Source organism: Ligilactobacillus murinus (assembly GCF_003288115.1).
In the GTDB taxonomy this organism is placed as follows: Bacteria; Bacillota; Bacilli; order Lactobacillales; family Lactobacillaceae; genus Ligilactobacillus; species Ligilactobacillus murinus.
On record NZ_CP023565.1, the window covers coordinates 1,822,799 to 1,845,215 of the forward strand.

Annotated in this window: 19 protein-coding genes; 13 read left to right on the forward strand and 6 right to left on the reverse strand. The window is 41.0% G+C overall.

Translation table 11 applies throughout. From position 1 onward, the window contains the following. Positions 1–56: 56 nt before the first annotated feature. The 3 genes from dnaB (at position 57) to CPS94_RS11380 (ending at position 4,062) form a co-directional block, all read left to right on the forward strand. Positions 57–1,445, forward strand: coding sequence for a replicative DNA helicase (dnaB, locus tag CPS94_RS08990; RefSeq protein ID WP_112193871.1), 1,389 nt, complete (start codon positions 57–59; stop codon positions 1,443–1,445). A gap of 67 nt (positions 1,446–1,512) precedes the next feature. Continuing rightward, positions 1,513–3,390, forward strand: coding sequence for an asparagine synthase (glutamine-hydrolyzing) (gene asnB, locus CPS94_RS08995; protein WP_112193873.1), 1,878 nt, complete (start codon positions 1,513–1,515; stop codon positions 3,388–3,390). Between the two features lie 510 nt (positions 3,391–3,900). Beyond that, complete coding sequence (locus CPS94_RS11380; protein WP_162626434.1) at positions 3,901–4,062, forward strand: hypothetical protein; 162 nt, start codon at positions 3,901–3,903, stop codon at positions 4,060–4,062. Between the two features lie 97 nt (positions 4,063–4,159). On the opposite strand, the gene CPS94_RS09005 is transcribed toward CPS94_RS11380, so the two are convergent. Genes CPS94_RS09005 through tnpA form a run of 3 tightly spaced genes read right to left on the reverse strand, consistent with a single transcriptional unit; the run spans position 4,160 to position 5,498 of the window. Then, complete coding sequence (locus tag CPS94_RS09005) at positions 4,160–4,726, reverse strand: Rgg family transcriptional regulator (RefSeq protein WP_112193883.1); 567 nt, start codon at positions 4,724–4,726, stop codon at positions 4,160–4,162. Beyond that, the gene (locus tag CPS94_RS09010) at positions 4,689–4,988 is read right to left on the reverse strand and encodes a helix-turn-helix domain-containing protein (RefSeq protein ID WP_162626435.1); all 300 of its coding nucleotides are present in this window, start codon (positions 4,986–4,988) and stop codon (positions 4,689–4,691) included. Before CPS94_RS09010 ends, CPS94_RS09005 begins: the two co-directional genes overlap by 38 nt. 54 nt (positions 4,989–5,042) lie before the next feature. After that, positions 5,043–5,498, reverse strand: a complete 456-nt coding sequence (gene tnpA, locus CPS94_RS09015) for an IS200/IS605 family transposase (RefSeq protein ID WP_004050858.1) — start codon at positions 5,496–5,498, stop codon at positions 5,043–5,045. A 73-nt stretch (positions 5,499–5,571) separates the two neighbouring features. On the opposite strand from tnpA, the gene CPS94_RS09020 reads away from it, so the two are divergent. After that, positions 5,572–6,822, forward strand: coding sequence for an RNA-guided endonuclease InsQ/TnpB family protein (locus CPS94_RS09020; RefSeq protein WP_004050805.1), 1,251 nt, complete (start codon positions 5,572–5,574; stop codon positions 6,820–6,822). A 321-nt stretch (positions 6,823–7,143) separates the two neighbouring features. Here the strand turns inward: CPS94_RS09020 and CPS94_RS09025 are convergent, their stop codons facing one another. Next, the gene (locus tag CPS94_RS09025) at positions 7,144–8,502 is read right to left on the reverse strand and encodes an aspartate kinase (protein WP_112193887.1); all 1,359 of its coding nucleotides are present in this window, start codon (positions 8,500–8,502) and stop codon (positions 7,144–7,146) included. Between the two features lie 29 nt (positions 8,503–8,531). Further along, complete coding sequence (gene thrC, locus CPS94_RS09030) at positions 8,532–10,019, reverse strand: threonine synthase (protein WP_112193889.1); 1,488 nt, start codon at positions 10,017–10,019, stop codon at positions 8,532–8,534. A 166-nt stretch (positions 10,020–10,185) separates the two neighbouring features. Between thrC and CPS94_RS09035 the strand changes: the two genes are divergently transcribed. The 3 genes from CPS94_RS09035 to CPS94_RS09045 all read left to right on the forward strand — a co-directional run bounded on the left by CPS94_RS09035 (position 10,186) and on the right by CPS94_RS09045 (position 13,887). After that, the gene (locus tag CPS94_RS09035; protein WP_004049652.1) at positions 10,186–11,469 is read left to right on the forward strand and encodes a homoserine dehydrogenase; all 1,284 of its coding nucleotides are present in this window, start codon (positions 10,186–10,188) and stop codon (positions 11,467–11,469) included. 3 nt (positions 11,470–11,472) lie between these two features. Further along, on the forward strand, positions 11,473–12,345 hold the full coding sequence (gene thrB, locus CPS94_RS09040; protein WP_004049650.1) for a homoserine kinase: 873 nt from the start codon (positions 11,473–11,475) through the stop codon (positions 12,343–12,345). Between the two features lie 327 nt (positions 12,346–12,672). Then, positions 12,673–13,887: an MFS transporter gene (locus CPS94_RS09045; protein ID WP_112193896.1), complete on the forward strand. Its 1,215-nt coding sequence runs from the start codon at positions 12,673–12,675 to the stop codon at positions 13,885–13,887. A gap of 130 nt (positions 13,888–14,017) precedes the next feature. Here CPS94_RS09045 and CPS94_RS09050 read toward each other — a convergent pair whose 3' ends face one another. After that, positions 14,018–15,112 carry a DnaA ATPase domain-containing protein gene (locus CPS94_RS09050; protein ID WP_112193898.1) on the reverse strand — a complete coding sequence of 365 codons (1,095 nt, stop codon included), beginning with the start codon at positions 15,110–15,112 and terminating at the stop codon, positions 14,018–14,020. Positions 15,113–15,994: 882 nt separating this feature from the next. Between CPS94_RS09050 and CPS94_RS09055 the strand changes: the two genes are divergently transcribed. The 6 genes from CPS94_RS09055 (at position 15,995) to CPS94_RS09080 (ending at position 22,311) form a co-directional block, all read left to right on the forward strand. Continuing rightward, entirely contained in the window at positions 15,995–17,542 is a 1,548-nt protein-coding gene (locus CPS94_RS09055) for a UDP-N-acetylmuramoyl-L-alanyl-D-glutamate--2,6-diaminopimelate ligase (protein WP_191983785.1), read from the forward strand. Next, positions 17,542–18,798 carry a carboxylate--amine ligase gene (locus CPS94_RS09060; protein WP_112193900.1) on the forward strand — a complete coding sequence of 419 codons (1,257 nt, stop codon included), beginning with the start codon at positions 17,542–17,544 and terminating at the stop codon, positions 18,796–18,798. The genes CPS94_RS09055 and CPS94_RS09060 overlap by 1 nt, the downstream gene beginning before the upstream one ends. 6 nt (positions 18,799–18,804) lie before the next feature. Next, positions 18,805–19,521, forward strand: a complete 717-nt coding sequence (locus CPS94_RS09065; RefSeq protein WP_112193902.1) for an aspartate/glutamate racemase family protein — start codon at positions 18,805–18,807, stop codon at positions 19,519–19,521. 728 nt (positions 19,522–20,249) lie between these two features. Continuing rightward, positions 20,250–20,528, forward strand: a complete 279-nt coding sequence (locus CPS94_RS09070; protein ID WP_056958821.1) for a hypothetical protein — start codon at positions 20,250–20,252, stop codon at positions 20,526–20,528. An 81-nt stretch (positions 20,529–20,609) separates the two neighbouring features. Further along, entirely contained in the window at positions 20,610–21,548 is a 939-nt protein-coding gene (gene hemH, locus CPS94_RS09075; protein ID WP_112193904.1) for a ferrochelatase, read from the forward strand. 115 nt (positions 21,549–21,663) lie between these two features. Next, positions 21,664–22,311 carry a hypothetical protein gene (locus CPS94_RS09080; RefSeq protein WP_112193906.1) on the forward strand — a complete coding sequence of 216 codons (648 nt, stop codon included), beginning with the start codon at positions 21,664–21,666 and terminating at the stop codon, positions 22,309–22,311. The last annotated feature ends 106 nt before the right edge of the window (positions 22,312–22,417 follow it).

The following is a 22,417-nucleotide window of genomic DNA, read 5'->3' on the forward strand; positions in this document are numbered from 1 at the left end:
TTTTTTGTGTTATAATTTCAAGTTGTACACTTAAAATACAGAAAGGATGAAGCTGGTTGGATAATGAACTTTTAAATGACAGCCTACCACCGCAAAATATTGAAGCGGAGCAGGCTGTTTTAGGGGCTGTCTTTTTGAGCCCTGATGCTTTAGCGGATGCAATGGAATTTGTGGAAGCTAAAGATTTTTACCGGCGTGCCCATCAATTGTTGTTCCAAGCAATGATCGATCTAAACGACGATGGAGAAGCAATTGATGTTTTAACGGTCAATAACCGCCTTGAGATGAACAACCAACTCGATGATGTCGGTGGGGTCGCCTACATTGCTGAATTGGCTTCATCCGTGCCGACAGCAGCCAATGTGGGGTATTATGCCAAATTGGTGGCAGAAAAAGCTGTCCTACGCCGGGTGATCGCAGCGGCAACCAATATCATCACTCAAGCAAAAGAACAAGATGAACCTGTTTCTGATCTCTTAGAATCGGCAGAACGTCAGATCATGGAAGTGGCGGAAAACCGCACCCAAAGTGGCTTTAAAGAGATCAGTAAAGTTTTGACTGATTCTTTAGATGAGATCGATAAGTTATCACAACAAGATGAAGATATCACAGGGCTTGCAACTGGCTACAAAGATTTCGACCACATGACAGCTGGGCTACAGCCGGATAATTTGATCATCTTAGCTGCCCGCCCGGCTGTGGGTAAGACGGCCTTTGCCTTGAATATCGCGCAAAATATCGGGACTTCGACTGATAAGACGATCGCATTGTTCTCTTTAGAAATGAGTGCCGAATCGCTAGTCAACCGGATGTTATGTGCGGAAGGCTCGATCAGTGCTAATCACTTGCGCACAGGGCAATTAGATGAGCAAGAATGGGCTAATCTGATCGTGGCCGTCGGGGCTCTTTCAAAAACAAGTATTTATATCGATGATACACCAGGGATCAAGATGTCCGAGATCCGTGCCAAGAGTCGGCGGTTAGCTAAGGAAAAAGGTGATCTAGGTCTGATCGTGATCGATTATCTACAGTTGATCGAAGGTTCTAACAAAGAAAGTCGCCAACAAGAAGTTTCTGAGATCTCGCGTCAATTAAAGAAATTATCAAAAGAGCTCTCAGTCCCGATCATTGCCTTATCTCAGCTCTCACGTGGGGTCGAACAGCGCCAAGATAAACGGCCGGTGTTGTCTGATATCCGTGAATCTGGATCGATCGAGCAAGATGCCGATATCGTAGCGTTCCTTTACCGAGATGACTACTATGAGCGCGCTGACGGGGATGACGCTGACACAGACAACAATGGCCAGCCGGAAAATCAAGATGTCGGTGAAGTTGAACTGATCATTGAAAAGAACCGTGCTGGTGCGCGTGGGACGGTCAAGCTCTTATTTATCAAATCATATAACAAGTTTGCCAATATTGCCTATATGCCAGAACCACAGTAAATTTTGACAATTGGCGTAATAAAGGGTAATCTAAGGCAGTAAACAGAGTAAAAGGAGAACAAACATTATGTGTGGTTTTGTTGGGTATGTAAACCAAACTGATATTCCAGATAACACAATTGAAAAAATGGCGGATCGTATCCGTCACCGTGGTCCAGACGATGAAGCTTATTTTGCAGACGAAGGGGCTGCAATGGGTTTCCGTCGCCTTTCGATCATCGACTTGGCTCATGGAAAGCAACCAATGTATAACAGTGATGAAACTAAAATCTTGACCTTCAATGGTGAAATTTACAACTATCGCGAAATTCGTGAAGAGTTGAAAGCTTTAGGTTATAAATTTAGAACCGATGTTGACTCAGAAGTTTTGATCCATGGCTATGATGCTTGGGGGCCAAAATTATTAGATAAATTACGCGGGATGTATGCTTTTGTGATCTATGACCGCAAGACTAAGGAAGTCTTTGGTGCGCGTGACCACTTTGGTATCAAGCCGATGTATTACTATGATGATGGGCAAAGTTTCTTATGGGCATCTGAGATCAAAGCTTTCTTAGATCATCCAAAATTTGTGAAGGAATTCAATGAAAAGCTTTTACCAATTCATTTGAGTTTTGAATTTATTCCTTCTAAGGAAACAATGTTCAAAAATGTCTATAAGCTTTTGCCAGGTCATTACTTTATCCACAAAGATGGCAAGACTGAGATCCATCAATACTACAAATTCAACTACGATCACATTGATGAAAATCAAACGATCGAAGGCGATGCTAAGAAGATCCAAGGCTTAGTCGACAATTCGGTCAAAGCTCACATGGTCGCAGACGTTGAAGTTGGTAGTTTCTTGTCCAGTGGTGTTGATTCAAGTTATGTTTTGAACGAAGCTGCTAAGTTAAAACCGATCAAGTCATTTTCACTTGGTTTCAACAATTCCAAATATAGTGAATTAGATTGGTCTTCTCGCTTTGCTAAAAAGATCGGTCAAGAAAATACGCGGATCACGATGGATGGTGATGATTACTTTGACATCTTACCAACGATCATGTACTACATGGATGAACCGCTCTCTAACCCATCAGCAATGCAACTTTACTACCTTTCCAAAGGGACTAGAAAACAAGTTAAAGTTGCGCTTTCTGGTGAAGGTGCTGACGAATTCTTCGGTGGCTACAACACTTACTTAGAAGCTCGTCCATTTGAAAAGTATCAAAAATATGTTCCAGCAGGTTTGCGGAGTGCCCTTTCTAAGATGGTGATCAACTTACCTCGTTTCCATGGACAACGTTTCTTGGTCCGTGGGGCACAACCATTGAGTGAACGCTACTACCGGGTAAACTATGTCTTTAACTATCATGATCGGGATAAGATCTTGAAGAACAAGGCTTTAAACGTTGATTCTGGTGCTTATACCAAGCATATTTTTGATGACGTTAAAGATAAAGATGAAATGACGCAAATGCAATACTTTGATATCAACACTTGGTTACCATTTGATATCTTGCACAAAGCTGACCGGATGAGTATGTGTAACTCACTTGAAGTCCGGACACCATTAGTTGATAAAGAAGTGGCTGCCTTTGCTGCTACAATGCCGATCAAAACGCGTATCCGTGGCGATGAAACCAAGGTCTCCTTGCGGACGGCAGCTGCCGCTGAATTACCAAAAGATGTGGCAAATAAGGAAAAACTTGGCTTTCCATCTCCAATTGCTAGCTGGATCAAAGAAGATAAGTTCAGAAAACGGATCGAAGAAGCATTTACTTCAGATGTAGCTAAGAAATTCTTCGAACCAGAAGCTTTACTTGAGATCTTACAAGAACATATCAACGGTAAGTCTTCCATGCAAAAGATCTTTACCATCTATACCTTTATCTTATGGTATCAAGTGTACTTCCCAGAAGACACGACAGCTGATACGGTAAGCAAGGTCAAGCTCACTAAATAACCCTTTCTCTTAGTTGAATGGTTATAATGCCCTCTAAGTATACAGATGAAATAGAAAATTCATCTTATACTTGGAGGGTATTTTATATGTCTAGGAGATCGAAATACAGTGCAGAGCAGTAAATGTCTCAAAAATGACACACCTGTATCTTTTTTGAAGAAAAAGCAGATAAATGAGCACTTGACTGAGACATTTGTTGAGTAGCTTACAATAAATGGTGACATTGGCTGGTCCTAGGTCGGGCAGTACACCCATCCAGCAGAGCGTCCAAACTCAGGCGGTGTTTGTTTTTAGTGCACTATAAGATAAGTGGTGGATCAAAGATCTTTATGGTTTTTGATCCACTATTTATGTGGTAGCGTAGCTTATGTTAATGGAGCGATATATTCCTTAAATGCTCAGTGATCGATCCTGCAGCAGATAAGGGTGGTTTAGCGTTAGGAAAGTTTATCAATACGAAATATTGATCGTTGAGGATATAAGTAAGAGTCACGCCGATGATTTTTACTAGTGCATCTTAGGCAAGTATTTGATGTTGTTGAAATGTCAGTTGCTAAAGCCATATTTTTTAGGCGAGATAACCTGGGTTTTATTTTTATCGAATTAATGGCTAAACAAAATATCGCTGAAGTCAGCCAAAAAGTTGCGATCTTTTTAAAATTTGGCTTTTAAGTGCGTAAAAATGATACCCCTAGTAGTGGTCTCTAGTTGCATCCATTGCGACGCAAATAAGCAGGTAGCCTTCCGTGCTATAGGAGGCTACCTGCTTTTAGTTAGTTATCTGTAAAATAGTTTGTTCAAATTTTTCAGCTAAATTAGGCATATCGAGAAATTTAGCGGTCGCAATGCATTTGGATAATGGACGGCGCCAAGTATTAGCTGGTTGATGAAGTAATAATTTCTTGAGGTTGGTAAAAAATGTAAATAACAACTTTTCGTAGACTAGATTTTCAGTCAGGTCATAATTTTCGAGTAACGTGAGATAATGTGAAGCATTAACGTAATTTTGGTGCTGAATAAAATAAAAAATAATATCACAGATTAAATTGCAACTTTTCTGATTATAGGGTGTAGCATTGCCAAACTTAGCTAGATTACGTTCGATCTTGGCTAAAAATGGTTCGAGTTCAGCGGGGGAAAGAGCCGGTAAGATCAATTGGAAGAATTTAAATTCATAGTCGGTCCAAGAAAAAGCTTGGATCAAATATGTGTATAAAGCATTGTCACTTAAGTTATATGGTTGTGACTTAAGTTGACTGATCACTAGATCTAAGGCGCCTAAAATATGGGTGTAAAAATCATTGTGCTTGGCGATAACAAAGGACCAGCCCCTCATGATCCTTTGCTTGCGCAGCCAGGACGACTTTGAGAAAGAAAGTATCTTCTTTAGAAGTATTATAGCCGCTAGCAATATATTCTAGCTCGGAAAATGAAACATGGAGCTGATCGAGTAAAGCAAGTAAGTGTTGGCTATAGATATCAGTCTTTCCAGAAATAAAACGGTTATAGCTTGAACGCGACATATTATCGCCGATCAGGTCAGAGACCTTGATGTTCTTGTTGGTTCTAAGCTCTGAAATAACTTTGTGATATTCCATTGCTTTAATGACGCCTATCCATCCCGTGACTTTAGTCATGGGATGGATAGGCCACTATTGAGCCCCTTTATGGGGCTTTTTGTTTGTTTCTGTATATTTTTGGTCATTGATATATTTCTCTACAACTTCTTTGCTCATATTGCCCAACGTACTCATATAGTAACTTGGCGACCAAAGATGACCGCCCCAATATTGGCTACGTCGTATTTCTGGATGATTTTGTAAAAAAATATAGGCACTACGTCCTTTGAGCGCCTTAATGGCACTAGCCGGCGCTTTGCTTGGCGGAAAACTGATCAGCATATGAATGTGATCCGGCATGACTTCCATCTTTTCGATTACGATGTCATTGTTATCTGCAACTTGCTGCAAGATAGCTTTCATTTCGTTAGATAAGGCCTCGGTTGTAAAAGTCTGATTGCGATATTTAGTTACCCAGATCAAATGGTAATGGAAATTATAGATATAACGACGAGTATAAATGGCCTCTTTGATTTTTTCTTTAGTCATAATATGGTCTCCTTTGTTAATACATTGACATCATGATACAATGTTATTATATCAATAAGGGAGGTGAAATCAAATGAAATCAATGGCAAAAATGAAATATCATTATGGCCTAAAAATGCGCTGCTATCCTAGTGACCAACAAAAGCAGTTGATTAAAATCAACAGTGACGCTAGTCGCTTTATCTATAACGAAATGGTTGCGATCAATAAGGAACTGATGCAGCTTCGCAGAGTTAAGCTACCGATTGACATAGTTCGGGATCGTATTAAGCAACTAACTATGCGCCAAAACGCTAAGCAAATGTCTAATCACTATCAATTCTTAGAAGATAAACGAATTGATAGTTTGACGAAAGCTAATGCCATTCAGAACTATCGGAAAGCTTGGAATGCTTTTCGGAAGGTTCACACCGCTGGTGTTCCTAAGTTTCATCGAAAGAATTATCGCTGGCGTTATCAAACTAATTGTCAATACCCAGGGCAAAAGACTGCGTTGCTAACTAACGGTACAGTCTGTTTTCTAGATAATAGCCATGTCAAAGTCCCTAAAATCGGACTGTTACGTGTTGCCGGTTCGCAAGCACGGCTTTTGAAAAGAATATGCGAGACTAGAATTGGTACTGTGACGTTGACTAAAGATTCAGCGGATCGCTTCTTCTTATCAATGCAGTTAGCTTCAGATGAATCTTTTGTTAAAGTGGCCAAAGCTACTCATGGGCATGTTGGAATTGATCTTAATACTGATAACTTCTTAACCGACAGTGGAGGTAACATAGTTCCTAATCCACGATATTATCGCACTATTAAAGGTAAATTAGCCAAAGAACAGCGCATTTTATCTAGACGGCAACAACGTGCAAAAAAAGAACATCGTTCTTTACGCGATAGTAAAAATTACCAAAAGCAACGCTTGCTAGTTGCCAAACTTCATGCCAAAGTAATGAACCAAAGACATAATTTTCTCCAACAAATCTCTACTGCATTAATCAAGAACCACGATTTAGTAGTAGCCGAAGAGTTGCGTAGCAAGAATATGCTTAAAAATCATGCTTTAGCACTTAGTATTTCTGACGTTGGTTGGCGAACATTTCTTGGCATGTTGGCTTATAAAGCAAAGCTTTATGGGCGTCAATTTATCACAATCAATCCAAGAAACACTACCCAAACATGTTGCGATTGTGGCTTTGTGATGGGCACTAATGGGACGGACAAACTAACGTTAGATGACCGAAAATGGACTTGTCCTAACTGTGGTATTCACCATATTCGTGACTGGAACGCAGCTAAAAATATTCTTGATAAGGGAATAGCTAAACTAGCTTAGCTTATCTGTCCCTATGGCAACCTGGGGACATAAAAGGCGTTGGTAATTAGACGACCGCTGTTTGATTACAATTTCGGTTGGTCAAATAAGTTGTCCCTATCTACGCAAATTGTGGTTCGAAATCTGTAAGGATTTTCGGCTCACAAGCCACTGACTTTAGTCAGTGGTGGTTGACGACTTAGCGTATGAGTTGCAATCTGATACGCTATATAGCTTAAGATCCCACCCAGGTCTTAAGCTATATTGTGTGTAAAAGTATAAATAATAAGCCCTACCATGATCACCCATCATGGTAGGGCTTATGTTGCTTTAGCGGGACGACTACTTTTGTTCAAAAAAAGCTTCGTAAATGTATTTGACAGCTTTATCAGCATCAGCGCTCTTAGTTCCAAGCATGATCGAGACTTCAGATGAACCTTGGTTGATCATATGGATGTTGATATTGTGGTCTGAAATAGCTAAGATCACATCTTTCATGATCCCGATACGATTGATCATCCCTTCGCCAACGACCATGATCAAGGCATAGTCATCGATCCAGCGTAATTCATCAGGTTGGATCACAGCACGGATGTCACGCGAGACGGCTTTTCTTTTAGCTTCAGTCAACTGACTGTTATCAAAGATGATGGTCAGATCATCGATCCCAGAAGGCATGTGTTCATAGGATATTCCGTATTTGTAGAGAATATTTAAAATTTTTAGCGTAAAGCCAGTCTCTTTGTTCAACAAGAATTTGTGCAGGTACAGAGCAGAAAAATGTTTAGCACTTGAGATCCCAGTGATCGGGGTGATCGGCGTAAATTCTTGATACGGAATGATCATCGTGCCTGGACGCTCAGGATGGTTAGTATTTTTAACGTTGATCTTGACCCGGCCTTCGATCGCAGGGACGATCGCTTCATCGTGAAAGACTGAAAAACCAGCATATGAAAGTTCGCGCATCTCACGGTAAGTCATTTTGGTGACCGCGTATGGATCTTGGACTAATCTAGGATCAGTAGCGTAGATCGCATCTACATCGGTAAAGTTTTCGTAGAGCTCAGCGTTTAACCCGCGAGCAACGATAGCACCAGTGATATCTGATCCGCCCCGTGAGAAAGTAGCGATCTCCCCTTCTTTTGTTACTCCAAAAAACCCGGGAAATATCAATTTCTCATCCGTATAGTCTAGCCGAGCTAAGTTTTCATAAGTCACGGGCAAGACCGTGGCGTCGTTAGAATCAGAGCTGACTAATAAGCCAACTTCGCGCGGATCGATGAAACGCGCTTTGATCTTCAGATGATTCAAGATCAAGGTCAAGAGGCGAGCATTGAAATATTCTCCATGTGCTTTAAAAGCTGCTAAAAGATATTCGGCACTGGGATAAGTCCGCTCTTGGAGCTGTTGTAATTCTTTTTTGAGCCAAGTGAGTTGTTCGGTTGGTAACTCAAATGTTTGGGCGATCTCTTGGTAGCGGTCAAAGATCTTTTCTTGGATTTTTTTAGTATCTAGATAATTTAAAAATTGTTCAGCATAAGTGATCAATAGGTCAGTCACTTTGATGTCATCGCTAAAACGTTTGCCTGGGGCCGAGGTGATCACGGCTTGACGCTCTGGTTGAGCGGTCACGATAGCGATAACTTTTTTGAACTGTTCACCATTAGCTAAAGAACTTCCACCAAATTTAACAACTTTCATAACAAAAAACCTCTATATCTTATCTAATTTTACTTAACGAGTTGGAGCACTAGTTTTTTCATATCTTTAGGATCACAAGTCAGATCGTGTAAGAGTGGTGCGGTAAAGAGTTCTACGATCGTTTGTGGATAAGGCTGTGCGATCACTTGATGTAACTGTTTTAAGGCTGCTGTTCCAGTGGCTTCTTGGCGCTTACCTAAAGCATCTAAGACAGCCTCAGGGAATTTGTACGGGCTAGCAGTAGAAACGACGATCATCGGGGTGAGATCGCCTGTTTTTAACTGGTATTGACGTGCGACAAACGAACCGACCGCAGTATGTGGATCGAGCGGATAACCTTCTTTTTCAAAAACGCGTTTGATCTCAGTGGCTGTCTGGTCGATCGTGGCAAAATCAGCAAAGAATTCAGTTTGTAATTTGGTGATCAATTCAGCATCAAGCATATAAACGCCTCTGGTACTGAGCTGATCCATCAATTGTGCAGTTTTAGTTGCATCTTGATCTAGCGTATAGAATAATAGACGCTCTAAGTTGCTGGAAACTAAAATATCCATCGAAGGCGAGGTTGTCACGTGGAATGGACGTTTGCGGTCATAGATCCCGCTCGCAAAAAATTCAGTTAGGACATTGTTTTCATTTGAAGCACAGAGCAATTTTTTGATCGGTAACCCGAGTTTTTTAGCGTACCACCCAGCTAAAATGTCGCCAAAATTTCCCGTTGGAACACTGAAGTTGACTGCTTGCCCGGCAGTGATCTTACCAGCTTTGAGCATTTGACCATAAGCGTAGAAGTAATAGACCATTTGCGGGAATAGACGCCCGATATTGATGGAATTAGCAGAAGAGAAGCGATAGCCCTTTTGCTGTAGTGCAAGTGCCATATCAGGATCATCGAAGATCTCTTTGACCTTGGTTTGAGCATCATCGAAGTTTCCCGTGATCGCCACCACATGGGTGTTAGCGCCAGTCTGGGAGCGCATTTGCTTTTCTTGGACTTCACTGACCCCGTCTTTAGGATAAAAAACAATGATCTGAGTATCTTTAACATCAGCAAATCCTGCCATAGCAGCTTTACCAGTGTCACCCGAAGTTGCAGTCAAGATCACTGTCTTTAGAGCAGTTTGATTTTTTTTAGCCGCTAATTGCAGTAAATGTGGCAATAATTGCAACGCGAGATCTTTAAACGCGATCGTTGGACCATGGAATAATTCCAAATAGGCAAGATCAGCAGTAAATTTGACAGGTGTGATCTGGGGTGAGGTAAAGTTATCCCCGTAAGCTTTGGCAATACAGTCCTGTAATTCGGTAGCAGTATAATCACTAAAGAATGGTTGTAAAATTTTAAAAGCCAATTCTTGATAAGTTAATTTTGGTAGATCCATTAATTCCAAGTTAAGTTGGGGTAAATGATCTGGGACAAAGAGACCGCCATCGGGACTCAGCCCTTGTAAGACAGCTTGTGAGGCCAAAAAAGAGGTGGCATGTTGGTCACGCGTGCTACGGTATGAAATTGCCATAAGTTCACATTCCTTTCGAGTAAATTTGAGTTCATACTACCAAAGTAAGGTTAAAATAACAAGTAAAAATTATTAGTTAAATTAGGTGTTTAAAATCTTTTGAGTGGAATTTGAATGTGTTAATATTAAGGAAATATAACTTTTTTAGACACGGAGGAATGCGCGCATGAAGACGATCGATATTGGGATCTTGGGCTTAGGAACGGTTGGAAGCGGGGTCGTGAAGATCTTACAGGATAATGCACAAAAGATCACAGACATCACGGGTTGCAAGTTAAATGTCAAAACGGTGGTCGTACGTGATGTGACCGCTAAGCGTAATGTGGATCTGACGGGGATCGAATTGACTGATGATTTTACCAAGTTAGTGACCGATGATGATATCAAGATCGTCGTTGAAGTGATGGGGACAGTCGAGACTGCGCGTGGCTACATCAAGCAACTGCTCAATGCCAAAAAACATGTGGTGACGGCTAACAAAGATCTGATCGCTCAACACGGCCCCGAGCTATCGGAGCTTGCCAAACAAAATCACTGTGACCTCTTTTATGAAGCTAGTGTTGCTGGGGGGATCCCGATCTTGCGTACGATCGTCAATTCGTTTGCTGCCGATCAAGTGGAGTCGGTCTTAGGGATCGTCAATGGGACGACGAATTTTATTTTGACTCAGATGACGCAAAATGGACTCTCATATGCCCAAGCCTTAAAACTTGCGCAGGAAAAAGGTTTTGCAGAAGCTGACCCCACTAATGATGTCAAAGGTAAGGATGCTGCCTATAAGATGATCATTTTGACGCAGTTTGCCTTTGGAAAAGATATCACGGTTAATGATGTGAAACTCGAGGGGATCGATGGCGTGCAACTTGCCGATATCAATGAAGCGGCTCAGTTAGGCTATACGATCAAATTGCTAGGGATCGCTAAGCTCATCGATGATAAATTAGATGTTTCAGTTGGACCGGTACTTGTTCCTAGTTCACGTCCGTTGGCAGCGATCCAAAATGAAAATAATGCTGTTTTAGTGACCGGTAAAGCTGTCGGTGAGACGATGTTTTATGGCCCAGGTGCGGGGGAATTGCCGACTGCTAACAGTGTTTTGAGCGACATCATTGCAGTCACCAAAGATATCGTCTTAGAGACTACGGGTAGTCGCTTTAACGATTATGTCAAAAACGTCGCTTTAGCCCCAGCAAGTGACGTGATCTATCCCTACTATCTTTCCTTGTTGCTCCCAGACAAACCGGGGCAAATGCTGAAGTTAACTGAGATCATGGCCAAACAAAAGGCTAGCTTCAATGTGATCAAACAGACCGGGGAAAGCAAAGGCACCGCGCGGATCTTACTTGTGACCCATGCGATGAGTGAGGCCCAGCTAAATGCGATCAAAGCCAAACTAAAAGAAATGCCAGAGATGCAGTTACTGGCTGCATATAAAGTATTGGAGGGCTAGTGTATGAAAAAGATCATTGTACCCGCTAGCAGTGCTAACTTGGGTCCTGGTTTTGATTCCTTAGGGCTAGCCGTTGATCGTTATTTGACATTAGAGGTGTTGGAAAAAACGGCTAACTGGCAGATCGAACATGATCTTGGCCCAGAAGTTTCGCATGATGAAACAAATTTGGTCATCACATCAGCTTTGACCTTGGATCAGGCTCTCACTCCGCACAGGCTAAAAATGAGCTCTAAGATCCCCTTGGCGCGCGGACTTGGCAGTAGTTCAGCAGCGATCGTGGCTGGGTTGAAGTTAGCTCAAGTTTTATCTACCAAAAAGTTTTCAGACCAAGAATTACTTGAGGTAGCTACTAAGATCGAAGGGCATCCTGACAACGTAGCACCAGCATTATTTGGGGGTCTGACGCTCTCATTGATGGTAAATGCGCATCCAAAAACGATCAAAGCTTCATTTCCTGAGATCGGACTGTTAGCGTATATTCCTGATTTTGAATTGGAGACTAAGGTCAGTCGAAGCGTCTTACCCAAACAATTGGAATATGCGACGGCAGTACGAGCGGGAAGTGTGGGCAATGCCTTGGTCGCAGCCTTATTGACTAACGATCTAGAGCTAGTGGCTGAATTGATCGAACAAGACAGCTATCATGAGCCATACCGTGAAAAATTAGTCCCACATTTAAAAGTGTTACGTGAATTAGGCCATAAAATAGGAGCTAAGGGTACGTATTTGAGTGGGGCTGGTCCCACCGTAATGACGTTGCTTGCCCCCGAAAAGATCGAGCTGTTTATCAAGGAAGCCAGAAAACACGGTTTGACTGGTGAATTTGCCCAATTAGCGGTCGATCAAAAGGGCGCCCGGAGTGAAGAAATTTAAATAGATTTGTTAAAACAGCCCTAAAACCGGGAAAAACTGGTTTTAGGGCTGTTTTTTATTAAAAAACATATAACTAAATTAAAAAAAGATTTGACCGAGATGTAGAAAAAGGCTATTATTTGGATAACTTTATATTGTCTTAAGGTAGCTAGGGGAGGAAATTATGGACAAGAAAGTATTTGTGAGTGAAACGTTAACACTTAAAACAGGCCTTGATCTTTTTATCAAAATGCGGAATTAGATTTTTATTCCAAAACGACTTGAGCAATATCCTGCGCTCAAACATAAATAAAATGCAGTCAAGATCTTAAAATAAGGGGGAAATTTATGGTATCACAGTTACGAAGCTTGAACATCAATGTTCGTGTGCGCTTACTGACATCGTTTCTATCTCGTTTTTTTGGCAATATGGTCTATCCTTTCATGTCGATCTATTTAACGCTGTATTTTTCAGACCAAACAGCAGGGACGATGTTGCTTATCATCACCAGTGCGGCGATCGTAATGGGATTTTTGAGTGGCTATTTAGCCGATATATTTGGTAAGAAAAAAATCATCATTTGGGCTCAGCTCTGCCAAACAAGCGCTTTAGCTGTTATGGCACTCTTCAATTCACCAATATTTATCATCCCTAGTGTGACATTTATGATGATGCTACTGCAAAATACTGCAACAGCTCTTTTAAATCCAGCAGCCGAAGCGATGATCATTGATGATAGTACGCCAAAAAATCGTTCATTCATCTATGCAGTCGATTATTGGGCGATGAATTTGTCGATCATGTTTGGCTCGATGATCGGCGGGATGTTTTTTAATGAATATCGCTTTGAATTATTTACGCTGCTATCCTTATCATCACTTGTGGTACTTTACATCATGGTACGTTATTTGACTGATGATGCGCCCAGCTTAACAGGAAAAAATAACGTAAAGCAGTTGCTTTTAATGTATGGCAAAGTTTTACAAAACAGGCAGTTTGTGATCTATTGTGTGGCCCAACTGCTAGTCATGTCACTGGACGCACAGGTGATAAATTACGTTAGTGTGCGTTTAGCCAAGTCATTTCAGGTGATAGTTTTAGGCCACGAATTTACTGGGATCCAAATGGCAGGACTGATCCGTACGGAAAATACACTGATCGTAGTCTTGATGACCTTGATCGTACCTAGTTTGACTAAAAGGTTAGGTGAGAAGCACTTGTTGCTCTTAGGCTTAGTGATGTATATTCCGGCTTTCTTCTTTATTATTAGTTCTAATAATTTCTATACTTTAGTATCAGCTGTATTTGTAGCTTCGATCGGTGAAGTTTTCATCATTCCGTTGAGCAAGACGATACTGGCAGAGTTATCAACACAAGAATTACGTGGAACGTATATGGCACTAAATGGCTTTATTTATCGGGGGACCGCTTTGTTAGGGGCGTTAGGTGTTATGCTCGCTTCGACTTTTTCTCCTTATCACCTAGCCTGCTTTTGGGTCGGGCTTGCTAGTATAGGCTTTGGGTGTTATCTATATTTGTTGCCAAAGATAAAATTAAATTAGAAAGAGTATGAACTAAAGCGGTAGTGCCGTACAGTTAATGTGAACTCAAACATAATGCACTTTTTGCATTGGGTTTGAGTTTTTTGGTGAATGCGTTCCCACTAAAAAAAGAGACCGTCACAGTCTCTTTTTAAACGTAAAATTTTAAGTTTTCAAGGATATATTCTTTGAAATATGGCAAGGTAAATTCAAGCATTCCACGCGCAGGGCTTTTGATTACTTGTGCATCTAAAAGGCGCTTGCGATACATTGAAAGATAGTTTTTAGGTTTGTCCAGTTTTTGTTGGAGATAGGCGGTCGTGACAACCTGGGTCGGAGCTTTTGCCATGGCGATCACAAAGCTATGATCGACTGGTGAGAGCTCTTGTAAGACCTTGTAGTAGACATTTCTGCCTAAAGTTGCAAGATACTCACCTTGGATCTGTTCTAGTGTTGCCAAAGTTATCTTTTTATCGGCAATTTCCCACAATAAATATCCCAATAGTTGAAAAGAATAAGCATATCCCTTAGTTTTTTTGACCATTGCGATCAAAACATCATCACTAATAGTGATACCTTTTTTAGCGAAGGTATCTTGGTAGCTGTGTTTGATCGAAAGTAGATCTAAATTAGAAAGTTCCATCCGCGCACTGCGAAGTAGAAAGGTCAAAACATCGTCATTTTGTAATTCGGAAAGCTTATTGGGCAAACCAGTCATGATCAAGGATATCTGGTAGTTTTCACGGATCAATAGCTGATATAATGAGATGAAATTTTTGATCTCGGGTGTTGGATCGACTTCATCAATGGTGACCAACAGTGAAATATTTTTAGCTTGTAGTTTATCCAAAATATTTTCGAGTAATATCTGGTAATTTGTTTCAGTAAGCTCTTGTAGACGATACTCAAATTGGATCCCAAAAGCTGACAACTTGATGCCTTCGATCTTATCGAGTAACCTTTTGATCTCAGGTGAACTTTTTTGGCAGATGGAATCGATCAAAGTTTGTAAAACATTATAATTAGTTGTTAGATTTACCACTAACCAATTTTTTTTAGCACTCATTTTATTACCAACATCAGTCAAAAGTGAAGTTTTGCCAACTCCTCGGACTCCGTAGATCAGAGTTGTCTGATAGGGACTATTGGGGTTTTGAAGTTCGGTCGATAATTTAGTGACGGCATGGGCACGGTCTAAAAAAATATTAGGAACTTTACCGAAACTGGGATTGAATGGATTATTCATAATTTCTCCTCCTTTATACTCGTTTATACTTCTGATTTGATTTTATACCCCTTTATACTTGTAAACAATAAACTTAGCTTTAATTTACCTTAAAGATAGGATAAAATAACACTTGGAAGACTAGCATGAATTTTAGATAGATATATCAAACTAAAATAGTAGTGCTGTGGCTTCGCTCAGATGGGATTTTGTCCGCACTGAGTAATGTCGTGCTCCCAAATGCAGAGCCTAGTGAATAAGGACAACTCACCTTCGAGGCAAAAAACGCCTCAAAGTCGAGTAGCCCTTATTCATACGGCTCAAAGCGCATTTGTCCGCACTGAGTGTTGACGTGCTCCCAAATGCAGAGCCTAGTGAATAAGGACAACTCACCTTCGAGGCAAAAAACGCCTCAAAGTCGAGTAGCCCTTATTCATACGGCTCAAAGCGCATTTGTCCGCACTGAGTTATTGACGTGCACCAGACCGCAACTCCTAGGAAATAACAATACCTCGCTCATGAGGCAAGACCCGCCTCATAAGTGAGTTACCGTTATTTCTACGGAGCTGATCGCGGTCTTGCGCACTGAGTATTGTCGTGCTACCAAAATCTGAGGCTAGCGGATAGCTACGAATAGCCAACGATGCCAAAAACGCATCATTGTCTCTTCTAGGCTATCCGAACGCCTCACCCGATTTTGTCCGCACTGAGTATTGTCGTGCTACCCAATGCAGAGCCTAGTGAATAAGAATACCCCAACTCCGAGGCAAAAAACGCCTCAAAGTTGAGCTATCCTTATTCATACGGCTCAAAGCGCATTTGTCCGCACTGAGTTCCATATATATTGTATTTTTTTTTGAAAACGTGAGATAATCAATAAGATATAAAAATGAGTATGAGGAGATGCAGTCAGGCGTGCTAGCTGTACCAGAGATAAAAAAATTATTACAAGAACACCAATTGTTGCAATCACTTGTGATCGCACCTAAAGCGGAAATGTTTACCAAAATTACATACGATTCCCGTAAAGCTGGAGCCCAAACGCTATTTATCTGCAAGGGTAATTTTAGACCTGAGTATTTAGCTAGTGCCAAAAAAGCTGGGGCAACAGGTTATGTGGCGGAACAATATTACCCAGAAGGCGATGGGATGACCGCGATCATCGTTTCCGATATTCAAAAAGCAATGGCCTTGTTGGGAGCTGCTTTTTACAATTACCCCCAAAATGAATTGTTCATCATCGCTTATACGGGAACGAAGGGCAAAACGACCTCGGCTTACTTTACCCGCGGGATCTTAGAACAGGCGACCGGTGATCGGACCGCTTTATTTTCTACGATCGACCGGATCTTAGGACCAAACCCAGACCAACGATTTAAATCTGACTTGACCACACCAGAGTCCTTAGACCTCTTCCACGATATGCGTCAAGCGATCAATAATGGGATGAATCATTTAGTCATGGAAGTCTCCTCTCAAGCTTATAAGAAGAGCCGTGTCTATGGCTTGAAATATGATATCGGGCTGTTTTTAAATATTTCCCCCGATCATATCGGTAAAAATGAACATCCGACTTTTGAAGATTATCTGTTCTGTAAAGAACAATTACTTTTGAACTCTAAGACTTGTGTGATCAATGCTGAAACAGCATATTTGTTGGATGTTTATCAAACAGCTAAAGCGAGTGTGGGGAGCGGAAATATCTATCTTTATGCCCGAAAAGATGCGCAACTGAGTTTTGATGTACCAGTTGATTTTGAGATCGCTAATGACTTTGAAGATCTTAAACAAAGTGAATTTAAATTGAGTGCTAAAACTAAAAAAGCGCAGGCCTTGGCGATCGACGGTACTTATGCGATCGCTTTGGCGGGTGATTACAATGAAGGCAATGCAGCTAGTGCGATCATCGCTTCGGCTTTAGCTGGGGCTCGTAAAGCAGTCGCTAAAGAAGCTCTACCACTGGTCAAAGTTCCCGGCCGAATGGAAATGCTCAGCTCGAAAGCTCACGGGACAGTTTACATTGATTATGCCCATAATTATGCAAGTTTGAGTGCGTTGCTCAAATTTTTACGGCAACAGACTCATGCTGGAAAGATCAGAGTCGTAGTCGGAAGCACCGGTGATAAAGGGGTCTCACGGCGCGAGGGCTTTGGGAAAGCCTTGAGCGAAGAAGCTGATGTTGCTTATTTGACGACTGATGATCCTGGATTTGAAGATCCACTGCAGATCGCCCAAGAGATCGATGCGCATATCGATCATGAGCGGGTCGAAGTTGTTTTTGAACTTGATCGTAAAAAAGCGACCCGTTTGGCGATCGAAGCTAGCACAGCGACGGATGTTGTTGTTTTAGCAGGCCGTGGGGAAGATAAATACCTAAAAGTTAAAGGTGAGGAGATCTTATATCCGACCGACGTTGAATTGGCACAAGAGATTTTGGAGGAATTAGAGTAATGGCAATCGAAACAGCAGATTTTACCCCGATCCTTTTGGGGAGCGATTTTAATGTGTACGGCATGGCGCGTTCATTTTATGAAATGTTCCATAAACCGGTCAAAGCATTTGCACAACGAGAATTAGCTCCAACGCGCTTTACGAAGATCGTGGATCTCGAATTGATCAATGGCTTTGCTGAAGATCCAGTCTGGATCGAGGAGATGTTAAAGATCAAAGAACGCTATCGGGACCATGAAGAACCAGTCATCTTGATCGGTTGTGGCGATGGATACGCAGAGCTCATCGTCCGTCATAAAAAGGAATTAGAGGATGTTTTTGTTTGCCCATATATCGATGTTGATATGTTGCATCAGTTGAACAACAAGGAAAACTTCTATAAGATCTGTGAAAAATATGATCTTCCTTATCCTAAGACGCAAATTATAACCAAGGAAATGCACGATAGCGGTGAGAAGATCGAGCAACCATTTGACTATCCGGTAGCTTTAAAACCAGCTAATAGTATTGCTTGGTTAGACGTTAAATTCGAAGGACGTAAGAAGGCCTTTCGGATCCGATCGCGCGAAGAATTTGACCGGATCGTCGACTTAGCCTACACTAATGGCTATACGGGTGATTTTATCTTACAAGATTTCATCCCAGGTGATGATAGTAACATGCGGGTCTTAAATGCCTATGTTGATCAAGATCACAAGGTCAAGATGATGTGTTTAGGTCATCCATTACTGGAAGATCCAGCTCCGTCTGCGATCGGTAACTATGTAGCGATCATGCCAGAATACAACCAAGAGATCTATGATACGATCAAAAGATTCTTAGAAGAGATCAAGTTTACTGGTTATGCTAATTTTGATATGAAATACGATGTGCGTGATGGTAAATACAAGCTCTTTGAGATCAACTTGCGTCAAGGTCGCAGTAGCTTCTTTGTGACCTTGAATGGTTATAACTTGGCACAGTGGGTCGTAAGTGATTACGTGACGGGTGAGCTTAAGGACGCCAAAACACTTTACTGTAATGAACATAACGACCATGCTGCTTTATGGTTGGGTGTTCCAGTGAAGACTTTCAAAAAATACGCACGTGAAAATGAAGCAAAGAAACGTGCTTTAGAGTTGATCAAAGAAAATCGTTATGGAACAACATATGAATATTCTGAAGATATGAATCCTAAGCGGTGGTTATTGATCAAGTGGATGAACCACAATTATGTAAAGAATTTTGCCCGTTATTTTGCAGAAAATAAAGGATAAGATACGATGAAAAACTTTTTTACAATTATCGGTGGTATGGGAACGATGGCGACCGAAAGCTATATCCACCAGTTGAATTTACGTACTAAAGCGCATAAAGACCAAGATTATTACAACTATACCTTGGTCAACCATGCGACGGTACCAGATCGAACCGCGTATATTTTGGATAATACTAAGCAAAACCCTTTACCAGAATTAATCGAAGATTTTAAGCAATATGCGACGCTTGGCCCAGACTTTTTCACTTTACCATGTAATACGGCGCATTATTTTTATGATGAGCTTGCTAAAGCTGTTGATGTGCCGATCTTGCACATGCCTAAAGAAACAGTCGCTGAGATCAAAAAGCGCTATCCAAAAGCTAAAAAAGTCGGCTTAGTCGCAACTCAAGGCACGATCCGTGATCAGATCTACGATAAAGAGATCTTAGCTGCCGGCTATGACTTAGCCAAGCCAAGTCCAGCTGTACAAAAGATGACTGACGAATTGATCTACGATGATATCAAAGAACAAGATGTGGTCGATGGTAAATTATTCCATGATCTAGTAGCCCAAATGATAAAAGAAACGGGCTGTGATGTGGTGATCTTAGGCTGTACTGAATTATCACTTGCCCAAGAACGCGAGCCGATCACTGACTTACCGCTCGTAGATAGCCAATCTACTTTGGTCGACCGTACGATCGAGTGGGCTGATAAGACACAAAAGAGTGTGGGCTAAAGCAGGTAGCACTGTATAAATAACGTAAAGATCAGTATGATGCATATTTGCATCGTGCAGATCTTTTTTGTGATAGAAAACGAGCACTTGTTTATTTTGATACTAAAGCAACGATCGGGGGTAAAGTTTCTTTCCGTAAAGCACGTGAGTTAGTCAAAATACTGAAAAAGTGATCATATCAAAAAGTCGTTAAACAAGGGGGTAGTCTTGTTTAACGACTTTTTGGCAATTATTAGTTAGAGAGTGAGATCGATGAAACTATATGACATACATGGACAGGGGCAGTCTAAAAAAGTTAAGCAGGATGTTAAGAAGACTACTTACCACGATGTCAATAGATCGAGAGCTATAAGCTAAGGTGGGCGCATCCACTAAAAGCTAACAGCACCGATTCATCACCTCTTTCATTATGGATAGTTGAGGTTCTCTCAACGTAACTAAGTATATATCACTATATTTTGTGAAAAACTATTGATTTTTTGGCAGAATGTGCAATACGTGAGCTAGGCGGTGTTTTGTGCAAAAAAAATTTTAATAGACTTGTCAAAAATTTAAATTTACTTAAATATTACTGATCGAGTAAATTTATTTTCTATTATTATCGCTGTTATGTAGGTGATTTTTTCTAGAGTTGTTTTAAAATTTGATAATAACCATTACTAAGGTGTTGCTACTAGTAATATTCGGCGTTATGATTACAATATATTTTAAAAAAAGGGGAAATCAAAGTGTCCAAGAAATGGTATGAGGCGCTCGACCAAGAAGATGTCATCTTTTTGCATCAGTTAGCGCAAGCGGATTTTAAGTTGTCAAAGTTGTCAGTTGAGACGGGGATGTCGTATTTTGTGCTCAAAAAGCGGATGCAAAAGCTAAAATTAGCTTTATCTCAAAAAACACCTGGGGATAGTGATTTTAAGTCGTATTTGGATCTTCTAGTCGAACAGCGGATCTTACCCCAGTCGATCGCGGATGTCTTATATCAGAAACATTTAGAGGGCTTAGAGTAGGTTAGAGTACCTAAATTTTTCAATTTAGCGCAAGTGTAGTACTATCTTAAGTATACTGATCTTAAGGATAGAGGATAATAGATGAAAAAAGGAATTTTGCTAATAAATCTTGGAACTCCAAAAAGTCCGACAGCTAAACATTTGCGCCCCTACTTGCGTCGCTTTTTAGGTGATAAACGGGTGATCGCGACCCCAGACGTGATCTGGAAGCCAGTCTTGGAGTTGATGATCTTACCTCGGCGCCCTAAATTTTCAGCACAGATGTATAAAAAGATCTGGTCAGCTGAATACGGCTCGCCCTTGGCATATTATACTAAGCGACAGGCTGAATTATTGCAGGCTTTAGTGCCAGATACGGTGGTAAAGTATGCATTTAGCTATAGCGAGCCAGATATTTCGCAGGTTTTAGCGGAATTTGAAGCCCAAAAAGTAACTGAGCTATGTATTATTGCGCTCTATCCGCAATATTCGACGACAACAGTAGGTTCAGTCAGTGACGATGTGATGCGGTTTTATCATAAGCGAACTTATGTGCCGAACATCAAGTTTGTGACCTCTTTTTATGAAAGTGAGGCGTACTTGAAGCTACTCGCAGATAAGATCAAGGAGTATTGGAGTAAAAAAGTATATGATAAGTTGATCATCTCATATCATGGGATCCCAGAAAGTTATGTAAAAAAAGGCGATCCTTACCAAGCACAGTGTGAAGAAACGACTGCTAAGCTTGAAGCAATGTTGCCAGATATCGAGATCTTACATACATACCAATCTAAATTTGGTCCAGCTAAATGGCTTGAGCCAGCGACTGATGAAACGATCAAGCATTTACCAAAGCAGGGATGCAAAAAATTATTGGTGATCTCACCGTCGTTTGTGGCGGATTGTTTGGAGACGTTATACGAACTAGAACTCGAAAATCGGACCTACTTTGAACAAGCGGGTGGAGAGTGCTATGATGTTGTTCCTTGTTTAAATGATGATCCTGAATTTGTCGCGTTTTTAAAGGATCTGAGTAAATAGGACTCGAAGTGAGTTCTATTTATTTTTTTAACCATTTTAGGTTATCCTAAAAATATATTTCGTTTACCTTTAAAATGTGCTATGATCGAAATGGAAAAATAGAAGGGATGGTTTTATGAAAGTTAAAGATTTTGTTGCAAGTTTTTTGACGGACCAAAACATCAATGGGATGGCCGTTAATTTGATCGGTAATCTAGGCCAGACTTTGCGCCAGGCACAGACGCGTTATCCAGAGTACGGCAATCTCTTTCGGGACAAGCGTCTTTGGACCGGAAAAAGAGAAGTAACACAGTGTATGAGATATCCTGTGGCTAAGCTAAGCGACGGGCTTTATGCTACGGCTACAAATGGGGTTCCAAATGAAGAGCTGGTCAAATTATTTAAAGCTAAATTGTGGCAGTTAAAAGCAGAGTTAGAAGCCTTACCAGACCAAAAGCCAGCGCGGCCACTGTTTACGGGGATCAATGCTTTGTTCAAGCAACCAACGATCTTTGTGAGCGCCAAAAATGAATTGCAATTGTTGTTAGAAGATAAATTCCAAGCACCCGAAAAAGTTGCTTTAACGCGCTTTGATTTCTTTAACTTGGGGATCTTCTCTTATAAAGATGTCGCTTATTATGAAGTGGTCGCTGATGATGGAAAAGCGCTCGAAGACCATGATCTAACGGTGCTGTTGGGGAAATTGTTAGTGTTCATGACGATCGCAGGGATCACCCAAGCCGATTATGCAACGATGAGTGCTTTTAGCATATCAAACGCCTAAAAAAAGCAACAGATCTTTGCCAGACAACCTGCTTGTCGTTAAAGATCTGTTGCTTTTTTAACTTTTTACAATTAAAGAAGATCGCTAGCTATTGACCGTATTGTTT

What these genes read in the sequence shown, in the direction of transcription:
- CPS94_RS09020 (WP_004050805.1), top strand. Translation starts at nt 5,572, where the DNA reads ATGAAATCAATGGCAAAAATGAAATATCATTATGGCCTAAAAATGCGC.
- CPS94_RS09065 (WP_112193902.1), top strand. Translation starts at nt 18,805, where the DNA reads ATGAAAAACTTTTTTACAATTATCGGTGGTATGGGAACGATGGCGACC.
- thrB (WP_004049650.1), top strand. Translation starts at nt 11,473, where the DNA reads ATGAAAAAGATCATTGTACCCGCTAGCAGTGCTAACTTGGGTCCTGGT.
- hemH (WP_112193904.1), top strand. Translation starts at nt 20,610, where the DNA reads ATGAAAAAAGGAATTTTGCTAATAAATCTTGGAACTCCAAAAAGTCCG.
- CPS94_RS09060 (WP_112193900.1), top strand. Translation starts at nt 17,542, where the DNA reads ATGGCAATCGAAACAGCAGATTTTACCCCGATCCTTTTGGGGAGCGAT.
- thrC (WP_112193889.1), bottom strand. Translation starts at nt 10,019, where the DNA reads ATGGCAATTTCATACCGTAGCACGCGTGACCAACATGCCACCTCTTTT.
- CPS94_RS09005 (WP_112193883.1), bottom strand. Translation starts at nt 4,726, where the DNA reads ATGAGGGGCTGGTCCTTTGTTATCGCCAAGCACAATGATTTTTACACC.
- CPS94_RS09045 (WP_112193896.1), top strand. Translation starts at nt 12,673, where the DNA reads ATGGTATCACAGTTACGAAGCTTGAACATCAATGTTCGTGTGCGCTTA.
- CPS94_RS09055 (WP_191983785.1), top strand. Translation starts at nt 15,995, where the DNA reads ATGCAGTCAGGCGTGCTAGCTGTACCAGAGATAAAAAAATTATTACAA.
- CPS94_RS09035 (WP_004049652.1), top strand. Translation starts at nt 10,186, where the DNA reads ATGAAGACGATCGATATTGGGATCTTGGGCTTAGGAACGGTTGGAAGC.
- CPS94_RS09025 (WP_112193887.1), bottom strand. Translation starts at nt 8,502, where the DNA reads ATGAAAGTTGTTAAATTTGGTGGAAGTTCTTTAGCTAATGGTGAACAG.
- CPS94_RS09080 (WP_112193906.1), top strand. Translation starts at nt 21,664, where the DNA reads ATGAAAGTTAAAGATTTTGTTGCAAGTTTTTTGACGGACCAAAACATC.
- asnB (WP_112193873.1), top strand. Translation starts at nt 1,513, where the DNA reads ATGTGTGGTTTTGTTGGGTATGTAAACCAAACTGATATTCCAGATAAC.
- CPS94_RS09050 (WP_112193898.1), bottom strand. Translation starts at nt 15,112, where the DNA reads ATGAATAATCCATTCAATCCCAGTTTCGGTAAAGTTCCTAATATTTTT.
- CPS94_RS09010 (WP_162626435.1), bottom strand. Translation starts at nt 4,988, where the DNA reads ATGGAATATCACAAAGTTATTTCAGAGCTTAGAACCAACAAGAACATC.
- tnpA (WP_004050858.1), bottom strand. Translation starts at nt 5,498, where the DNA reads ATGACTAAAGAAAAAATCAAAGAGGCCATTTATACTCGTCGTTATATC.